Origin of the sequence: Halopseudomonas pelagia, assembly GCF_009497895.1 — a bacterium.
GTDB lineage: Bacteria > Pseudomonadota > Gammaproteobacteria > Pseudomonadales > Pseudomonadaceae > Halopseudomonas > Halopseudomonas pelagia_A.
This window is the reverse complement of sequence record NZ_CP033116.1, coordinates 2,453,003-2,470,675: the sequence shown is the minus strand read 5'-3', so window position 1 is coordinate 2,470,675 and position 17,673 is coordinate 2,453,003. Positions and strand designations below refer to the sequence as shown.

Genomic DNA, 17,673 nt, shown 5'->3' with positions numbered 1-17,673 from the left:
CATCGACTACCGACCCCGACGAGAACCGACATGACCGATCAGGACAGCAATCAATCAGACTATTTTGAGAACGAACAACAGGCGGCCTCGGATAAATCCAGCACCGAGCTGGTCGTTCCCAGCCAGCGCTTACCCAACAAGCTGTATTTATTGCCGATCAACAATCGTCCCTTTTTTCCGGCTCAGGTCATGCCTGTGGTGGTGGACGAGTCCCCTTGGGCGAAAACCCTGGAGCGGGTAGCTGACACCCCGCACCATGCGCTGTCGTTGTTCTATATCGACGGCCCCATGTCTCCCGAGGGAGAGCTTGACCCTGCCCGCCTACCGGACACGGGTTGTGCGGTAAAGGTGCACCATGCGGTCAAGGAGAACGGCAAAATCCAGTTCATTGCCCAGGGCCTGACCCGCGTGAGGATTACCAAATGGCTGAGCCGCAAGCCACCCTACCTGGTGGAAGTGGAATATCCTGAGGCACCCAGCGATGAGCGTGACGAAGTGCGCGCCTATGCCATGGCACTGATCAATGCGATCAAGGAACTGCTGCCGCTCAACCCGCTGTACAGCGAAGAGCTGAAAAATTACCTGAATCGTTTCAGCCCCAACCAGCCGTCGCCGCTGTCTGACTTCGCTGCCACCCTGACATCTGCCAAGAGCACCGAACTGCAGGACATTCTGAATACCATTCCGGTGCTGCGGCGCATGGAAAAAGTCCTGGTGCTGCTGAAAAAGGAAATTGATGTCGCGCGTTTGCAAGGCGAGATCAGTGCCGAGGTTAACCGCACCATCAGCGATCATCAGCGCACATTCTTCCTCAAGGAGCAGCTCAAGGTCATTCAAAAGGAGCTGGGGCTATCCAAGGATGACCGCACCGCCGACATAGAACAGTTCCGCGCACGCATCGCGGACAAGGATGTGCCTGAAGCTGCGAGCAAAAAGATAGAAGAGGAGCTGAACAAGCTTTCGATTCTGGAAACAGGCTCTCCCGAGTACGCAGTGACGCGCAATTATCTGGACTGGATTACCGCCATCCCCTGGGGCGTGACTCATCAGGACAAGCTCGACATCGATCACGCACGCAAAGTGCTCGACCGCGATCACGATGGCCTGGAAGACGTGAAGCAACGGATTCTCGAGTTTCTCGCCCTGGGCGCGTTCAAGGGCTCGGTATCGGGCTCGATCATTCTGCTGGTTGGCCCTCCTGGTGTGGGCAAAACCAGTATCGGCCACTCGATTGCCGAAAGCCTCGGTCGGCCCTTTTACCGCTTCAGCGTCGGCGGCATGCGCGATGAAGCGGAGATCAAAGGCCACCGGCGGACCTACATAGGGGCAATGCCCGGCAAATTCGTTCAGGCCTTCAAGGAAGTCGGCGTGATGAATCCAGTAATCATGCTTGATGAAATCGATAAGCTGGGGGCCAGCCATCAGGGTGATCCGGCTTCAGCCCTGCTGGAAACCCTGGATCCGGAACAGAACAACCAGTTCCTTGATCACTACCTGGATCTGCGCCTGGATCTGTCCAAGGTGCTCTTCGTGTGTACCGCCAATACTCTCGACAGCATTCCCGGCCCACTATTGGACCGCATGGACGTCATCCGTCTCTCAGGCTATATCAGCGAAGAGAAGCTGGCGATTGCCAAACATCACCTCTGGCCGCGTCAACTGGAACGCGCCGGACTGCGCAAGAGCCAACTGCGCATCACCGACAAGGCGCTGCGCAGCCTGATCGAAGGCTATGCCCGCGAAGCCGGGGTGCGCAACCTGGAGAAACAGTTAGCGAAGATTGTACGCAAGTCGATCATGCGGCTGCTTCAGGATCGAGAACAAAAGATCACCGTCAAACCTGACGATCTGGTCGAACTGCTTGGCTCTGCGCCCTTCCGTACCGAGAAAACCCTGAAAGGCGTGGGCATCATCACTGGTTTGGCCTGGACCTCCATGGGCGGCGCCACACTACCGATTGAAGTCACCCGCATTCATACACTCAATCGCGGCTTCAAACTGACTGGCAAGCTCGGTGAGGTAATGCGCGAATCGGCCGAGATTGCCTACAGCTACATTTGCGCCAACCTGAAGGCCTACAAGGCCGATACCAGCTTCTTCGACGAAGCTTTTGTGCACATGCATGTGCCTGAAGGTGCCACGCCGAAGGATGGACCCAGCGCCGGCGTCACCATGGCCAGTGCGCTGCTGTCGCTGGCGCGTAATCAGGCACCTCGAACCGGCTTGGCGATGACCGGTGAAATCACTTTGACAGGCCAGGTACTGCCCGTGGGCGGCATCCGTGAGAAGGTCATTGCTGCACGCCGGCAATCGATCTTCGAACTGATCGTGCCCGAAGCCAACCGCGGGGACTATGAAGAGTTGCCAGCGTATCTCAAAGACGGCATGCAGGTTCATTTCGCCAGTCACTTCCGTGATGTGGCCAAAAAGCTGTTTGACTGAAACTGAAAAGGCGCCCCTAGGGGCGCCTTTGATTACAGCTCGACAACCTTAACGCTTACGGCCACCGGTCCGGTCATCGTCATCAGGAGCAAAATGCTCGTCATGATCGTGATCCAGTTCTTCTACTTCCGGCAGTTCATGCAAGCTGGACTCGAAGTCATCTTCCTTGGCTTCCTTCCGCGCTTTTTCCTTGGCAGCGTCACGCTCGGCATTCAGGCGGCTGGGCTCAGGACTCAGACCTTCGATCAGATCCCAGTCAGGATCCAGCGTGAAGTCGTTCAGATTCAGCTGGCTGGTGCTCGACTCGTCATGCTCGTCCGGGATACCTGACTGAAACTCGGCTGAGTCCTTGATCTCGAGATCGTCGTCGAGCAGCGGCTCCACCTGGTCAACTTGCTCCACCATGTCACCGTTGTCGTCAAACAGCAGCGGGAAGCGAGCCTTGACCTGTTCAACACGCTCGGGATCGCCACCCAGATCCTTGATCTCTTCTTCCTGTTCTGCAAAAGCCGGCGCATCACCCAGTTCTGCCAGCACGCGCAGTTGCTTGTAGCGCAGGTCAAGGCGCTCAGGCTCTTCATCTATCGCCTTGTCGAGCATGATGCGCGCCTCGGCGAAACGGCCATAAGTAATGTACAGCTCCACCCCATCCAGCGGATCAACAGGCGCCTTAGGCGCTTGCTTGACGGGACGCGCTACCATGGCTGGGACGGTAGTGATGTTCGAGGAGAAGCCAGCGGGATTCTCCGGCTGCACCACGTTCGGGCGTTCTTCTTCAGCAGCATCCGGGGAACGGCGACGGGCCAGGAACAGGCCTAGCAGGAAGGCTATCAGCACCAGCGGCAGCGTCAGCCAGGCAACCCAGGATGAGCCGCTCGGCGTAACTTCAGCCGGCTCTTCGCCAGGCAACACGTTCGCATCTACCGAACCGGGTGCAGGATTGTCGCTACCATCAGCAGCACCGGGACCGGAATCCGCATCACTGCTTCCGAGACTGCCAGCACCGGTAACCCCAGCCAGCGAGCTGTCGCCTTCCACCTCTGCATCACGCGCCTGGCGCAGCACCTCGAGCTCAGCCTGAAGACTGGCGATCTGGGCGTCGCGCGCATCCAGCTCACTGAGCAGCACGTTGAAGCGCCCCTCAAGCGAACGCAAGCGATCCAGCAGCACCTCGGAATCAGCTTCCGCCGTTTCAACGCTGGACTCTTCAATGCGCAGACGCGCATCTATGCCTTCATCGGGCTCTGCTTCGCTGACAACCTCAGGCGTAGCAAGCTCTGAAGGATCTTCTTCCGGGCGTGCTTGCGGCTGCGGCGCAGCCTCCACTACTGGCTGCTGGGTGGGCTCTACAGTGGATTCAGGCTCATCAACGGCAACGCCTTCCATGATTGAAACGGGTGCGCCCGAGGTAACAAGCTGTTCGCGGGTCGGCAACACCAGGCGCTGATTCGCGCGCAGGCGATTGATATTGCCATTCACAAAGGCATCGGGGTTCAGCGCGCGGATCGCCAGCATGCTGGTGGGAATATCCACACTGCTATCAGGTCTTTGCGCAGCAGCGATGTCCCAGAGTGTGTCGCCTGACACCGTGGTGTACTCATCGGCACCGGAGGCAGGCTGAATTTCTGGCAGTTCAGACTGGGCAAACTGCGGATCAGAAGACTGCTGCCCTTCCGAGCGCGGCTCAGCCGACTGCACCTGATCTCGCGGCTGCGCAGCGGCTACTATCGGGCGTCGGCTGCCTGCGGCAGGCGCCGGTGGAGTTGCATTCGCTATCGCGCCCGCTTGCGGGTCATACAGCGGCGGGTCCAGCAGCAACGTATACTCGCGCAACATCCGACCATTTGGTCGACGCAGCTCTACAAGGAAATTCAGAAAGGGTTCACGCACCGGCCGGGTGGATTCAACTCGGATAAACAACCTGTTGTTTTCCACTACCGGAACAAAGCGCAAGTCTGTCAGAAAGAACGGCCGATCAATGCCAGCGTTCTGAAAGGCTTCCTGATTAGCCAGGGAGACGCGAATGTCTTCCGGAGACAGACCCTCGCCACCCTGCAACTGAATACTGGCACTCAATGGCTGATTCAGCGCTGAATCAAGCCGCAATTCACCTAATCCCAATGCGTTACTGACGCCCACATACAGAGCAGCCAGTGTAGCGACTCCCGCAATCACTTGGCGTTTCACTGCCATACCCTTTCCTCTTATTCTGTGGGCGAAAACCTCAAAGGGCGTTACCCTGACCGGCTTATCACCAACGATGCTTTCCATCGCATTCCCTTCAGGGAACGGGAGTGCTCATCAACTAAAACCAACCCAACCAAACCCGGCGCATTATGCCATCGCGACAGCCTAAACCAATCGGCCTATTGAGCCAAATCGTCAAAAAAACCTGCAATAAGCAAAACTGATTGCTTTATGCCACAAATTTGACTGCAGCACACCATCCATTACTAGTCTTTTGCGTTATTCGGCCTGGAATGACCGGCACAAATGATACCACTATGGCATCACGCCAGCAGCCGGCAGTCAAGCGGTGTCTGAGCTCTTCTGCCAAGCGGCTCAACATGGGTTAATATGCGCTTTTAACCAGTAGACAGACATGTATTTATGACCGAGGTCGACAAGCTGTTTTCCGCCCCCCTCGCCCAAGTCAGTGACTTCGTATTCGACGCTGACGTCGCGCGCGTGTTCCCTGACATGATCAAAAGATCCGTGCCGGGTTACCCGACCATTATAGAGAGCATTGGACTGATTGCCGGTCAATATGCGAGACCGCATAGCCTGATATACGATCTGGGCAGCTCATTGGGTGCGGCCACCCAGGCAATGCGCCGGCATGTGCGCGTGCCAGACTGCCGCATCGTTGCTGTGGACAGTTCTGCCGCGATGACCGAGCGCTGTCAGGAATATCTGCAAGCCCAGGACGCCATGGTCGAGGAGCTTACGCCAGCGGAGGTCATGCAGGCCGATATCCTCGAACTGCCGCTGAAAAGCTGCTCCGTGGTGGTGCTGAACTTTACCTTGCAATTTGTAGCACCTGACAAACGTCTTGAGCTGCTTGAGGCCATTTATACTGCGCTGCTGCCGGGCGGCGTGCTGATACTCTCGGAAAAACTGCGTTTCGACGACCCGAATACCCAGCGAATCCTGGAGAACATGCACTACGCGTTCAAGCGCGCCAATGGTTACAGCGAGCTCGAAATAGCGCAGAAGCGCAGCGCCATTGAAAAGGTCATGCTGCCTGATACGCTGGAAACGCACCTGGCTCGGTTGCAGCAAGCTGGCTTCAGCCACAGTCACAGCTGGTTTCAGTCCCTCAACTTCTGCTCGATAATGGCCCATAAGTGATCGATTACACCCCCCTGTACCAGCAACTGGCAGATACTCCGCTTTCTCCCTGGCTTACCGTGTTGCCCAATGCATTGGAACAGCGCTTTAGCGACATGAACCATGGCGACCTGGAACGCTGGCAGGCGGCACTGCAGCAACTGCCAAGCGTCGCGAATCCGGTAGCGGACCTGAGTCAGGGCGTGCTGATCGAGACTCCTCAGGCATTGAGCGATGAGCAACAGGCCGATCTGCTGGCTGGCCTGCAGGGCTTGCATCCCTGGCGCAAGGGCCCGTTCACGCTGTTCGGCACTCAGATTGATTGTGAGTGGCGTTCCGACTGGAAGTGGGAGCGTATTGCCCCGCACCTGGATTTGAACGGCAGACGCGTACTGGATGTAGGTTGCGGCAACGGCTACTACATGTGGCGCATGTGGCAGGCGGGGGCGCACATGGTGCTGGGCGTTGACCCCAATCTGCTGTTCTACCACCAATTCATGGCCGTGCAGCGTTACCTGCCTGGCGCACCGGTGTGGCAATTGCCCTTTACGCTGGAGGAGCTGCCTGAACCCGCTGGCGGCTTCGATACGGTATTCTCGATGGGCGTGCTTTACCATCGCCGCTCACCGGTTGATCATCTCCTGCAGCTTAAAGCCTGCCTGCGTCCCGGTGGCGAACTGGTGATCGAAACACTGGTAATCGAAGGCGATGAAAATGCCTGTCTATTGCCCGAAGATCGCTATGCACAGATGCGCAATGTATGGTTTTTACCCTCTGTGGCGATGCTCGAGCGGCTATTGCGCCGCAGCGGGTTTCAGCAGGTGAAATGTATCGATCTCACGCCGACCAGCACCGATGAACAGCGCAGTACCGAATGGATGCGTTTTCAGTCGTTACCCGAATTTCTTGACCCGGAGAATCCAGCCTTGACCCGCGAGGGATACCCGGCTCCCCTGCGCGCCACGCTGACCGCAAAAAAACCGGGCAACTGAACAACCTGACCTGGCCAGGCTATTGCTGCGCCAGCCAGTCCGGCAACCCTGCCGGCGGCAACGCACGGGAAAACAAAAAACCCTGGCAGGCTCCGCACCCACGGCCCTGCAGAAAACGCCACTGCGCTTCTGTTTCCACGCCCTCGGCCACCACGTGCAGGCGCATGTTGGCGGCCATGTCGAGAATGGTCGTGACCAGTTGATTGTCCTCGGTATTCTGCGGCACCCCGGCGAGAAAACTCTTGTCGATCTTCAGCTTGTCCAGCGGGAAGCGGCGCAGGTACGCCAGTGAAGAATAACCCGTGCCGAAATCGTCGATTGCCAGGGTGACCCCAAGGTCTTTCAACTGCCTGAGCGTCTGTTCACCCTGCTGAGCATTGGTCATCAATGCGCTTTCGGTAATCTCCAGTTCGAGCATGCTGGCGGGCAAACCGCTCTCCTCCAGCACGGTGCGCACCAGCGCAACCACATCCTGCTGGATAAACTGACGGGGAGACAGGTTCACTGCGATCATTTCCAGCCCAAGCCCCTGCTCCTGCCACTGCCGCGCCTGCCGGCAAGCTTCATGCAATACCCAGCTGCCGATCTGCACGATCAAACCGTTCTGCTCGGCAAGCGGGATGAACTTGTCCGGCGCTATCAAGCCATGTTGCGGGTGACGCCAACGCAGCAACGCCTCCACCCCATAGGCACGGCGACTACGGACCTGGATCAAAGGCTGGTAATGCAGCTCGAATTCATTGTTCTCCAACGCCTTTCGCAACCCACGTTCCAATTCAAAACGCTGGCTTGCTTCCTCGGTCATCGCCCGTGAATAACTGCACACCTGATCACGACCGATGCTCTTGGCGGTATCCATAGCGGCATCGGCATTGCGTACCAGGTCTGCGGAACTGTCGCCATCAAGCGGATAGCAGGCGTAGCCTACGCTGGCACCAATGTAAATTTCCCGACCGTCTTCGAGGACCACCGGTGCGCGCATGCTGGTGCAGATATGCTCTCCCAACTCACGTACAGATTCAGGCTGCCGCCCATGTGATATAAGCAGAAACTCATCACCGCTCAGGCGCGCCAGGGTGTCCGCGTCGGCACAGCAGCGGGCGAGCCGCCGCCCGGCCTGGCGCAGCACTTCATCGCCGATGGCATGGCCAAGACTGTCATTGATTGCCTTGAATCTGTCCAGATCGATATACAGCACAGCCAAGGGTATGTTCTGGGCCGCCGCCCGCTGCATGCCTTGATCCAATTTGAGCAACGCCAAGGTGCGATTGGCCAATCCGGTCAAACTGTCAAAATGCGCCATGTGTTGCAGCTGCTGCTGACTACGCTGCAAACCGCTAAGATCACTGAACATCGCCATATAGCGGCTGATCTGGTTACCACCATCCTTGACTGCCGTGGCGGTCACCCAGATGGGCACATCGCGCTCACCCGGCCGATCCAACAGTACCTCACCCTGCCAGCGCCCCTCTTGTACCAGAGCAGACACGACGTGATGAGTTAGCGTACGAGAATCCATATCGTCCCGGTGGGCGGACGGACGCTGGCCGAGGATGTCCTCAACATTCAAACCGGTTATGTGGGTAAAGGCGGGATTGACTCTGAGGATATGGAACTTGCTGTCCATGACCATCATCCCCTCGCCGCTGCTTTCGAACAGCGCAGCTGCCTCCTTGAGCGACTGCTCCTGTTCCTTGCGCTCGGAGATATCTTCAGTGATAAACACGTAGTACAGCGCCACTCCCTCAGGATCGCGCACCAGGGTAGTGGTCAGATTGATCCAGACAACTGATCTATCGTATTTGTAGTAGCGAGCTTCAAGCACAAACTCGTCTACAAGCCCAAAACGAAGATCGCGTAAGCCGCGTTCCACCAACGGAATGTCGTCGGCAACCAGCAGGTCTCGCGGAGTCATGCCCTGCAGCTGTTCCTCGCTGTATCCTGAGCCTTCCAGGTAACAGGGGTTGGCGCTGATATAATGGCCGGTCGGTGATACCAGCAATATTCCCACAGCGGCATGCTCGAAAATCGCGGAAAAACGTTTTTCAGTGAACTCCCGCTCCTGGGCAAGGCGTGATTTCTGCACGATCAATGCGGTCAATCGAGTAAATTCGCTCATTAGTTGCAGATCGTGGTCATCGGGACAGCGGGCCTGATCGGCATACACGGCAAATGAGCCCAGGACCTGGCCGTCCTGATCGCTGAACGGCGTGGACCAGCAGGAGACCACCGAACCCAGCTCGGCGAGATCCTGAAAATCCTGCCATAGCGGATCATTACGAACATCGCTGACATAAACAGCCTCACCGCGGTCAATCGCGGTACCGCAAGAGCCCACGCCTTCGGCCGGCATGGTGCCATTGAGCGCCTGATTGTATTGTTCCGGCATACTCGGCGCCGCCAGCGTCTGCAACGTTCCCGTGTCCGGATCCAGCAACAGAACCGAGACTCTCTGCCCCAGTTGCACATTCTCCCAGGCTTTGGCCAGTTGGCTGGCCATTTCTCGAATCCCCGCTTTACCTAATAGTCCATCAAGTACGTTGAGCCGCGCCAACTGGATCATGGCTTGTTCTTGCTGCGCCTGGATGTCCTGCAAAGTACCGATAATCACTGCACCACTTTCTACCGTGAGATAGGGGCGCGCTGTCAGGCGACTCCACCGATACCGTCCGGCCAGATCACGCAAGCGCAGATCCGCGTGCAGCGGGGCGGTATGGCCTTCGATAACCAGACGCAGATAGTCTTTAAGCAGACCACGGTCGCCCTCATGAAAACCTTCAAGAATGGAATAACCTCTGACGCTCGCTGCATCCATTCCGGTCAAGTCCTGCCAAGCCCGGTTGACATAGACCAAACGGCCATCGAAATCGACGCGAAAGACCACATCTCTGACCTCGGCCATGACCTGGATGTTGCGTTCCAGTGCCGCACGCGCATCGCGCCGGAGCTGACGAATGACCCTGCACGATTGATATAACTGAGATAGCAGAACGCCGGTGAGCACCAGCATCAGAGCAAATAACCACCGTGTGGCGGTTGCAGTAAGATTTAACGACGGATAAACCAGGCCCAGCAACCACTGAAGAACTGGCAAGCTGGCCAGGCCAGCTATTAAGGCAATCACACCATTTTTTCTTATCACCAGCACGCTCCGCTCTTGCACCGCGCTGGTCGCTGTTCAACCAAACACGGTGACTGTCTGACGGCTTATAGCTACCAGCGTACCATCTTCTCGCCAGACCATGGCAGACACGTGGCCATATCCATCACGAGCGTGTTCGATTTCGGCTCGGTACAACAACCATTCGGTATTGCCGATCTCCGGTTGTGGTTGCATGAACTCAATGGTCCAGGTCAGCGAGCTGGCCGGCACACGCTGTTGCAGGTGTGGAAGCAACGCAGGCGGCCAGACATCCACAAGACCGAGGATATGCGCCGCTTGCACGCTGCCCTCATCCTCGCGAAAGCGCATCCAGCCGCCCATCTCGCGCTTGCGGCTATTGGTGAACGGCAGGTCGCCAAACGCCCAACGTACTGCAAAGTGTTTGATAAACACCGGATTCAGACCTTCCACATAAGGCATGTCTAGGCAATCGGCCGGCGCCTTCGCAGTGGGCGCGGGCAAGCTGGGGACCGCCACCACAGACTCCCGCGAAGCGCCAAAGCTGCCTTGAATGATGCACATGACCTGCCCATTCTGCTTGCCCATGCCAAGCATCTGCGTGACGGCTTTGCCCTCGCGCAGCACCTGCGCTTCAACCTGCATGCTTTCACCCGGTGCGACCGGGCCGACAAAGGTAATCGCCAGCGATCTGACCGGTCTGTCGCCCGGTACCTTGGCGCGCATGCCTTGATACACTAGCGCGGCAATCAAACCGCCGTAGCCGGCACGGCCCTGAGCCCAGCCAGTGGGAATGGTGACTTCCTGTTGCGGTGAGTCGGCTAGTGCAGCAAGCAGTTCAGCAAAGGTCATGAAAGGAGTCCTGTAATTCGCGAAAACGCATGGTAGGTCATCAGCACCGCGTGGCAAAGGGCTGATGACGCAACATAGTCTTGCAGAATGAACCCCTATTTCGGCTTGAAGCCGCCGTCGGCGTCCAGCCGTAAGCTGGACAGCCAGCCAAGCGCCAGCCAGGACGGCGGCATCTCCGGCCAGTCGTCGGCGCCGAGTCCTTCGAGGCCATACCCCTGCACTCCGGCTCTGGCCAACAACCGGTCATGCCACCAGCCCAGGTAACTACCATTGCCTGGCGGATGCTCGCCGGCAAGCACTGCGCGCAAACGCATTGGCAAGGAGGCAAACAGCAACTCGTCAATGGCGATGCGAATCTGCTGTTCGTTTTCCAGATAGGCAGATTCGGCAATCACCGGCAAACCCAACTGCCGCGCCAGTATGACCAACTGCGCAGCGTACTCGCGGTGGCTATGCAGCGGATCAAGCTGGCAACGCCAGTCGAGTTGTAAACGTTCCACCGCCTCCACCAACGTCAGCGCGCCAGCGCAAGGCGCACTCAATAACGCCGCCAACCAGCGCCGTTGGAGCAGTGGCGTGCGCTCGAGCAACAACAGCAGTTCCGCACTGCTTGAGCCGCTGCGCGGTTGCCATGCACCCAGGTTGCCTTCGGGAAGCTGTAACATGCGCTCGCAGCGCTGTGGCCACTGCATGGGTAGCAGTTGACCCTTGAGCGTTTGCCAATGCACGAGCAACTGATCACGCCTGGCCGCCAGCCAGCGCTCGGTCAGCCAGCGTGCCCTGCTCTTATAAGCTGGCATCGGATTTACGTCCTAAACGGGTACGAATGCCTTGGATGATCCCGCGGTTGTCTTCTGCCAGGCTGCTCTGGTCGGCAAGTGGCGCTGCGCGGCACAGGTCCAGGGTAAAATGGCCCAGTCTCGAGCTGTAAAGCCCAATGCCAATGCCCTGGCCAATGCGCGCGGCAAGCTTCTCCAGCATGCCCGAGAGCAGGCTGTCGCTGAGCGCGCCAATCGCCATTTCGCTGCCGCCCGCCAGGGCGATATTGCGCAGCACATGCCGAGCCAAGCGCCAACGGCCCAGCTGTCCGATTGGCAGTCCATAACAGATGGCAACGCGCTGCATCATGCGGATATTGCGCCAGACCACCAACAACAGGTCTATCGACACCCAGGGGCTGGTAGCCACCAACATTCCGGTGCTGACTGATTCGTTGCGGATCATCAGCCGGGCCTGTATATCCAACGGTTGATAGAACTGCTGATTCAGTCGCCGGCTTACCTCCTGGGCGCTGTGCGACTGATCCAATCCAGAACATACCTCCACCATGCGCGGGGCCAGGGGTGTATCACGATACAAGGCTTGCAAGCGCTCCAGCCAATCCAGCGCTAGACGTTCGGAAGGGTCTGCCAGTGCAACGCGCATTTCTTTACGCAGTTGCTCGAGTGTTGTCAGGCGTTGCCGTTGCTGCCGCAGTGCGCGCCAACTGAGCAGGCCGGTTCCGGCCAGCCCTAACCCCAGCGCACCGATTACCCCGCCTGCCACAGGATTCCAGGCCCAGGCGTCCAGGGTCCAGCGGCCCCACTCCAGCGCTGCACCGCCAACGACCACGGCCAGCAAAAGCTTGCCCATACGCGCCGGCCAAGGGCTGACGGGCGGCGCATTGAGTGTGCCTGGCAAGGGCACCTCGGTTGCCGTCGCCCGTGGCCTGAGCTGCTCAGCCGACTCACCGAGGACCTTCACTCCGTCAGCCGGCTGCGCCGGTGCCGGCTCCCAGGTTTCCAGAATGCGGGGCTGGTCACTGGTAGGTTTGTAGGTCATGGTTGCGCCCCCTCAAGGATCCAATTGACCAGATCATCCATCCGGTAATGCGGAAAAGGCTCGTTTCGATGCAGCCCGGCCGGCGGTCGCAACTGCAGTAAGGAGGGCCCCTTCAGCTGCAGATCCAGGGGCAGGTGCTCGGGAATACTGGCTGGCTGATAGCGGATAAACGCCGTCTGACCGACCAGACCGCCAATCATGGTTTCGCCATCCTGCTCGGCAGCGCGCACTGCGGCCAGCGGAAAACCCTGGACCTGTACGCCACCGTGGCGTACTTCAGACAGGCTGTCGGTGACCAGGTCCTCGAGACACTGCTGCAGCGCTCGTTGCTGATTCGGTGCAACCTGGTCGACCTTGGTGGCACATACCGCCATATGAGCGATGCGCGGTTTGAACAGACGCTGGAACAGGGTGTTCTGGCCGTAGCGGAAGCTACCGAGCACTCCCTCCAACGCCAGTTGCAGGTCACGCAGAGCGGCCTGTCCCGCTTGCATGGGCGCAAGCATATCGACCAGCAAAATCTGCCGATCCAGCCGACTGAAATGCTGCTCATAAAAGCCTTTCACCACGAAGTCGCGATAATAGTCGAACCGCTCGCGGCATTGCGCCCACCAACTGCCAGCGCCCCCCTGGCTATGCTGATTGGCGCTTAGCAGAGGTACAAACATCAACATCTGCGGCGCAATACCGCTACCAGGCAACATGAAACGCCCAGGTTGATTGCGTGACAAGCCTGCCTCACTGCGGCAGCGCAACAGAAAATCCGTCCACTCGCGGGTCAGTTGTTCCAGCAGCGTCTGATCACAGGGCGCGGCCGGATCGATGGCCAGTAGTCGTTCACGCAAATCGCCAGCCAGGCTGACACGCGGCTCAGCATCCAGCAACGCGCGCATCTGCTCATTCCACTGCCCGAAAGTCATGCCCAGCAGCGGTAGATCCAACAACCACTCCCCGGGGTAATCGAGCAACTCCAGACGCACGTGGCGTTGGCCCTGCAAGCTTTTCAACAGGCCCTCCGGGCGAAACTGCAGGTCAATAACGACCCGCGACAGATCAGAAGTCGATAACGGCCATTGCGGCGGCTGGCCCGACAGCGCTCCCAGCGCCTGCAGATAGGCAAACGGCTGTTCCACCTGTTCACGCTGCCATCGCACTGACAGCAAACGATCAAACGGGCGACGACGGGACAGCAAACCACGCTGGTGATTCTCCAGCTGATTGATCAAGCTGGTTATGAAGGTGGTCTTGCCAGCACCACTCAATCCGGTCACGCCCACGCGGATTGTCTGGCCACTCAAGCGTGCCGCTTGCTGCTGCACCTGTTTGAACCAGTTCACATTTTTTACTGCAACCATGCAGGCACTCCGGGAATCATTTAAGGTCTATGCTCTTTGGCAGTATCGCATAGTCCACTCAATCAATAGAGGTTGGCCACATGGCCTATTCAGACACACACAGCAAAGGCATCGGTTATCTACTCTGGATCTTCGGTTTCATGGGGGCACATCGTTTCTATTACGGCAAACCCATTACCGGCACCATCTGGTTCTTCACCCTGGGGCTGTTCTTTATCGGCTGGATTGTTGACCTGTTTCTGATCCCCTCGATGGATGCGCAGGCTGACCGGCGCTTTCGCAGCGGCCCGGTCAATTTCAATCTTAGCTGGGTGCTATTGACCTTTCTTGGCATCTTCGGCGCGCATCGCCTGTATATGGGCAAATGGATCACTGCGATCACCTACTTCTTTACCGGCGGACTGTTTCTGTTGGGCGTGCTCTACGACTACTGGACACTGAACGAGCAGATCTCCACCCGCAACATGCAGCGTGAATGGTGAAGGCCAGTTGAAGACTGCGCTGGTTTACAGATTCAGATAAACTTGCGCCCCTTCAATAAGCTCAGGTTCAGCAGCCTGGGCTTAGTCACCTAGCCAGGTAGTCATCGTGGAAATATTCAAGGAATTTACCTTCGAGGCAGCGCACTTGCTGCCGCATGTACCGCAGGGCCACAAGTGCGGGCGCCTGCACGGGCATTCTTTCATGGTGGCAGTGCATATCAGCGGCGAACCGGATGCGCATACCGGTTGGATTCGTGATTTTTCCGAACTCAAGGCGATTTTCAAGCCGCTGTATGACCAGCTTGATCATAACTACCTGAATGACATTCCCGGCCTGGAAAACCCGACCAGCGAGGTTCTGGCCAAGTGGATATGGCGTGAACTTAAACCGCTGTTGCCCGAACTCAGTCAGATCACCATCCGCGAGACTTGCACCAGTGGCTGCGTGTACCGCGGCGACTGAACGAACACTTAGCCAATCCTGGCCAGCCGCGCTTCCATTAAGAAGGCAATTTCTTCGGTGGATTCCAGCACCGGCCTGGCGCTGGATTCGACCCGTGCCTGAATTAATGCGCCTTCGATGGTCGCAATGGCCAGTTGCGCGAGCCGCCTGGCGGTTTCGGCATCGGCGCCCTGGTGTTCGAGCAAATGCCTGATTTCAGCGGTCCATTGGTTAAATGCCTGTTGCCCGGCCGCGGCCATTCGAGTGGATTGCGGAGTGGTTTCCAGCAAGGTAGTGGCCAGCGGGCAGCCATCTTCAAAAGCAGAAGCTTCCAACCAACCGGCGAGCAGCTTGCCATAAGCACGCATCACGTCAGCCGCCGAGCAATGTTCCTCGCCCAGTTTTCGCAAGGTTTGCGAGACAACGGCCCCTGCCAGCAGTGCCGCCTCCTCGCCCAGCTGCTCCTTTCCCTGGGGGAAGTAGTGATACAGCGAACCTTTGGGCGCACCACTGTGCTGCAAAATATCAGCAAGCCCTGTGGCCGCATATCCGCGGCGGCGGAATAGCGTAACGGCGGCATTCAGAATATTACTGCGATGTCTTGAGGGGGCGCCCATTCCAGCTCCTGCTGCTGCGGATCAAGCCGCTGCGAATCGCTCTTGGAGATAATCATCAATGGCTTTGGAGTCATATAGCCAGGTAGTGCCACCCGCCTCGTCTATTCGCAGGCACGGCACTTGAATCTTGCCACCTTGCTCCAGTAGCGTCTGACGGTCCTGCTGATTATTCTTGGCATCGCGCAGCGTTACCGGCAGGTTGAGTTTGTGCAGCGTACGCCGAGTCTTGATACAAAAAGGACAGGCACGAAATTGGTACAGACTCAAGGCAGCCGCTGCCCGCTCTACTTCCGCCTGGTCCTCGGCCGAACGCTTCATCTTGGCCGGACGAGTCAGAAAATCGACAAAAATGATAATATTTCCCAATCCATTACGAAGTGCTTTAACAATCATGACTTATCCTGTTGTGTGTATAGCAACGCGGTCAGTTGCTGAACGCGACGATAGCATGCAACGACCCTGGACACCCGGAACCTGCGATGAACCCAGAAGATCTACCGCTGTTGCTCGAGCGTCAAATGCCCTATGGCAAATACCAGGGCCGAGTCATCGCCGACTTGCCCGGACATTACCTTAACTGGTTTGCCCGTGAGGGATTTCCGCGCGGGGAGATAGGTCGCTTACTCGCGCTTATGCAGGAAATCGATCATAACGGGCTTTCCTACCTACTGGATCCGTTGAGAAAAGCGCCGCCGCAGCGACGTTCAAGGTCGCCGAGCTGATTCAGATCGGGTCGTTGCGATAGAGCAGTTCGTCTGGCAAATGCACCAGGTATTCATCCTCCTGGGGCGGCATTTGCAGGTGGTACCCCTGCTCTTCGAGATTGCGCAACACGATATCAATATCTTCACGTGCCAGCTTGCGCTCGGGCGTAAGCACCAGATCCATGGACAGTTCCGGCTTGCCGAAAAACTGCATCAGCGCCTCGGGCAATTCACTCATGTCCTTTTTACGTGGCACGTACAGGTACATGCCATCCTTGCGCTTACTGCGGTAGATGGAACACATGACTTTCATTCGGCTTGATCTCTGGCATTGGCAACCGCTAACAGCTGTTCACCCATAAGGACGCGCCGCCAGCCATTCAACTCATCAGGCAGTTGATAGGGCCCGCCTGGATAACCGCTGCGGACCAGGGCCTCCAGATGCTTCTTGCGCAGCATCAGCTCCTCAGCCATGCCGAGGGTTGACGCGTGCTGCTGGCCGACTTTCTTCAAAACCTTGAGCAGCTTGTTTGCCTCCGCCGGCAAGGGTTCCGGCAGGCGCTGAGGCCAGTCATGTTCAGGCACCTCTTGCCCTGCCCGTATAAGATCGAGGATCGCTTGACCGTCCTGCCTGACACTGCGTGGATGCATATCTTCGATACGTGACAGCGCCTGCAGACTATCCGGCTGACGCTGGGCCAACGGGCATAATGTTTTTTCGCGCAGCAGGCGATTGCGCGCCTGATCACGCTGACGCGACTCACGTTCACGCCAACTGGCCAAGACCTTGAGAACCGCCAGTTCGGAGGGCTTCAGCCGCCAGGCCTGTTTGACGTTCAGATAAGCCGTTTCTGGCTCCTGAATCCGTGCGGCGGCATTGACCAGCTCTGCGCTGTCTTCCAGCAACCAATCGGTCAAACCTGCAGCTTCGATACGCGGACCCAGCACCTGATAAAGCTCTGCAAGGTGCAAGGCATCAGCGGCGGCATAGGTGATCTGATTGGGGCTCAGGGGCCGTTGCAACCAATTGGAACGGGTTTCGGCATTGGACAGGTCAATATCCAACAGCGCCTTTACCAGGCGCGAGTAGCCCATGGAAAAGTCCATGCCCAGATAGGCAGCGGCCATCTGCGTGTCGAACAGTGGCATCGGCGCCACGCCGCAGAGCTTCATGAACACTTCCAGATCTTCGCTGCAAGCATGCAGCACCTTGATCACGTCTGGGCTTTGCAGTAGCGCCACCAGCGGCGACCAGTCGGTAATTGCCAATGGGTCAATCAGGTAAGCCGCTTCTCCGTCGCCGATCTGAATCAGGCCTGCGATCGGAAAGAATGTCTCCGTGCGCTCGAATTCAGTGTCAACGGCGACATAGGGCAGCATGAGCCAACGCTCACACCAATGCGCCAGATCGGCATTACGATCAATCATCAAGGGTTCAACCAGCGCGCTCGTCATATGCAACCTTCATCCGTTTTCAGCGAATGAGTATACCTGAATCAAACAGTGAAACGCGGC

16 protein-coding genes are annotated in these 17,673 nt (G+C 57.7%); 6 read left to right on the top strand and 10 right to left on the bottom strand.

Annotated features, from left to right (window positions below):
* Nucleotides 1-30: 30 nt before the first annotated feature.
* Nucleotides 31-2,442 carry an endopeptidase La gene (gene lon / locus EAO82_RS11630; protein WP_096345869.1) on the top strand — a complete coding sequence of 804 codons (2,412 nt, stop codon included), beginning with the start codon at nucleotides 31-33 and terminating at the stop codon, nucleotides 2,440-2,442.
* 48 nt (nucleotides 2,443-2,490) lie between these two features.
* Here lon and EAO82_RS11625 read toward each other — a convergent pair whose 3' ends face one another.
* Nucleotides 2,491-4,635 carry a FimV family protein gene (locus EAO82_RS11625; RefSeq protein WP_174958854.1) on the bottom strand — a complete coding sequence of 715 codons (2,145 nt, stop codon included), beginning with the start codon at nucleotides 4,633-4,635 and terminating at the stop codon, nucleotides 2,491-2,493.
* Between the two features lie 417 nt (nucleotides 4,636-5,052).
* On the opposite strand from EAO82_RS11625, the gene cmoA reads away from it, so the two are divergent.
* Entirely contained in the window at nucleotides 5,053-5,793 is a 741-nt protein-coding gene (cmoA, locus tag EAO82_RS11620) for a carboxy-S-adenosyl-L-methionine synthase CmoA (protein ID WP_096345867.1), read from the top strand.
* On the top strand, nucleotides 5,790-6,764 hold the full coding sequence (gene cmoB, locus EAO82_RS11615; RefSeq protein WP_096345866.1) for a tRNA 5-methoxyuridine(34)/uridine 5-oxyacetic acid(34) synthase CmoB: 975 nt from the start codon (nucleotides 5,790-5,792) through the stop codon (nucleotides 6,762-6,764). The genes cmoA and cmoB overlap by 4 nt, the downstream gene beginning before the upstream one ends.
* A 19-nt stretch (nucleotides 6,765-6,783) precedes the next feature.
* Here cmoB and EAO82_RS11610 read toward each other — a convergent pair whose 3' ends face one another.
* The 5 genes from EAO82_RS11610 to EAO82_RS11590 form a co-directional block, all read right to left on the bottom strand.
* Nucleotides 6,784-9,906, bottom strand: coding sequence for an EAL domain-containing protein (locus EAO82_RS11610; RefSeq protein ID WP_143520284.1), 3,123 nt, complete (start codon nucleotides 9,904-9,906; stop codon nucleotides 6,784-6,786).
* A gap of 36 nt (nucleotides 9,907-9,942) precedes the next feature.
* Nucleotides 9,943-10,737 carry an acyl-CoA thioesterase gene (locus EAO82_RS11605; protein ID WP_096345864.1) on the bottom strand — a complete coding sequence of 265 codons (795 nt, stop codon included), beginning with the start codon at nucleotides 10,735-10,737 and terminating at the stop codon, nucleotides 9,943-9,945.
* Between the two features lie 95 nt (nucleotides 10,738-10,832).
* Nucleotides 10,833-11,537 (bottom strand): hypothetical protein, encoded by a 705-nt coding sequence (locus EAO82_RS11600; RefSeq protein ID WP_096345863.1) that lies wholly within the window; start codon nucleotides 11,535-11,537, stop codon nucleotides 10,833-10,835.
* Nucleotides 11,524-12,558, bottom strand: coding sequence for a TIGR01620 family protein (locus tag EAO82_RS11595; RefSeq protein WP_096345862.1), 1,035 nt, complete (start codon nucleotides 12,556-12,558; stop codon nucleotides 11,524-11,526). Before EAO82_RS11595 ends, EAO82_RS11600 begins: the two co-directional genes overlap by 14 nt.
* Entirely contained in the window at nucleotides 12,555-13,913 is a 1,359-nt protein-coding gene (locus EAO82_RS11590; protein WP_096345861.1) for a YcjX family protein, read from the bottom strand. Before EAO82_RS11590 ends, EAO82_RS11595 begins: the two co-directional genes overlap by 4 nt.
* 80 nt (nucleotides 13,914-13,993) lie before the next feature.
* On the opposite strand from EAO82_RS11590, the gene EAO82_RS11585 reads away from it, so the two are divergent.
* Together EAO82_RS11585 and queD are read left to right on the top strand one after the other, a co-directional pair.
* On the top strand, nucleotides 13,994-14,395 hold the full coding sequence (locus tag EAO82_RS11585) for an NINE protein (protein WP_096345860.1): 402 nt from the start codon (nucleotides 13,994-13,996) through the stop codon (nucleotides 14,393-14,395).
* Between the two features lie 106 nt (nucleotides 14,396-14,501).
* A complete protein-coding gene (queD, locus tag EAO82_RS11580; protein ID WP_096345859.1) occupies nucleotides 14,502-14,858 on the top strand; it encodes a 6-carboxytetrahydropterin synthase QueD in 357 nt (118 codons plus the stop codon).
* Between the two features lie 8 nt (nucleotides 14,859-14,866).
* Here queD and EAO82_RS11575 read toward each other — a convergent pair whose 3' ends face one another.
* A complete protein-coding gene (locus tag EAO82_RS11575; protein ID WP_096345858.1) occupies nucleotides 14,867-15,454 on the bottom strand; it encodes a TetR/AcrR family transcriptional regulator in 588 nt (195 codons plus the stop codon).
* 21 nt (nucleotides 15,455-15,475) lie between these two features.
* Nucleotides 15,476-15,847, bottom strand: a complete 372-nt coding sequence (locus EAO82_RS11570; protein WP_096345857.1) for a glutathione S-transferase N-terminal domain-containing protein — start codon at nucleotides 15,845-15,847, stop codon at nucleotides 15,476-15,478.
* 86 nt (nucleotides 15,848-15,933) lie between these two features.
* Between EAO82_RS11570 and EAO82_RS11565 the strand changes: the two genes are divergently transcribed.
* A complete protein-coding gene (locus EAO82_RS11565; protein WP_096345856.1) occupies nucleotides 15,934-16,176 on the top strand; it encodes a DUF3820 family protein in 243 nt (80 codons plus the stop codon).
* A gap of 1 nt (nucleotide 16,177) precedes the next feature.
* Here the strand turns inward: EAO82_RS11565 and EAO82_RS11560 are convergent, their stop codons facing one another.
* Both EAO82_RS11560 and rnd read right to left on the bottom strand, forming a co-directional pair.
* The gene (locus EAO82_RS11560; RefSeq protein ID WP_096345855.1) at nucleotides 16,178-16,471 is read right to left on the bottom strand and encodes a YcgL domain-containing protein; all 294 of its coding nucleotides are present in this window, start codon (nucleotides 16,469-16,471) and stop codon (nucleotides 16,178-16,180) included.
* Nucleotides 16,468-17,613 (bottom strand): ribonuclease D, encoded by a 1,146-nt coding sequence (gene rnd, locus EAO82_RS11555; protein ID WP_410402924.1) that lies wholly within the window; start codon nucleotides 17,611-17,613, stop codon nucleotides 16,468-16,470. The genes EAO82_RS11560 and rnd overlap by 4 nt, the downstream gene beginning before the upstream one ends.
* Nucleotides 17,614-17,673 lie beyond the last annotated feature (60 nt).

What these genes read in the sequence shown, in the direction of transcription:
- EAO82_RS11585 (WP_096345860.1), top strand. Translation starts at nt 13,994, where the DNA reads ATGGCCTATTCAGACACACACAGCAAAGGCATCGGTTATCTACTCTGG.
- EAO82_RS11570 (WP_096345857.1), bottom strand. Translation starts at nt 15,847, where the DNA reads ATGATTGTTAAAGCACTTCGTAATGGATTGGGAAATATTATCATTTTT.
- EAO82_RS11565 (WP_096345856.1), top strand. Translation starts at nt 15,934, where the DNA reads ATGAACCCAGAAGATCTACCGCTGTTGCTCGAGCGTCAAATGCCCTAT.
- cmoA (WP_096345867.1), top strand. Translation starts at nt 5,053, where the DNA reads ATGACCGAGGTCGACAAGCTGTTTTCCGCCCCCCTCGCCCAAGTCAGT.
- EAO82_RS11560 (WP_096345855.1), bottom strand. Translation starts at nt 16,471, where the DNA reads ATGAAAGTCATGTGTTCCATCTACCGCAGTAAGCGCAAGGATGGCATG.
- EAO82_RS11600 (WP_096345863.1), bottom strand. Translation starts at nt 11,537, where the DNA reads ATGCCAGCTTATAAGAGCAGGGCACGCTGGCTGACCGAGCGCTGGCTG.
- EAO82_RS11595 (WP_096345862.1), bottom strand. Translation starts at nt 12,558, where the DNA reads ATGACCTACAAACCTACCAGTGACCAGCCCCGCATTCTGGAAACCTGG.
- EAO82_RS11625 (WP_174958854.1), bottom strand. Translation starts at nt 4,635, where the DNA reads ATGGCAGTGAAACGCCAAGTGATTGCGGGAGTCGCTACACTGGCTGCT.
- rnd (WP_410402924.1), bottom strand. Translation starts at nt 17,613, where the DNA reads ATGACGAGCGCGCTGGTTGAACCCTTGATGATTGATCGTAATGCCGAT.
- lon (WP_096345869.1), top strand. Translation starts at nt 31, where the DNA reads ATGACCGATCAGGACAGCAATCAATCAGACTATTTTGAGAACGAACAA.
- EAO82_RS11605 (WP_096345864.1), bottom strand. Translation starts at nt 10,737, where the DNA reads ATGACCTTTGCTGAACTGCTTGCTGCACTAGCCGACTCACCGCAACAG.
- EAO82_RS11590 (WP_096345861.1), bottom strand. Translation starts at nt 13,913, where the DNA reads ATGGTTGCAGTAAAAAATGTGAACTGGTTCAAACAGGTGCAGCAGCAA.
- EAO82_RS11575 (WP_096345858.1), bottom strand. Translation starts at nt 15,454, where the DNA reads ATGGGCGCCCCCTCAAGACATCGCAGTAATATTCTGAATGCCGCCGTT.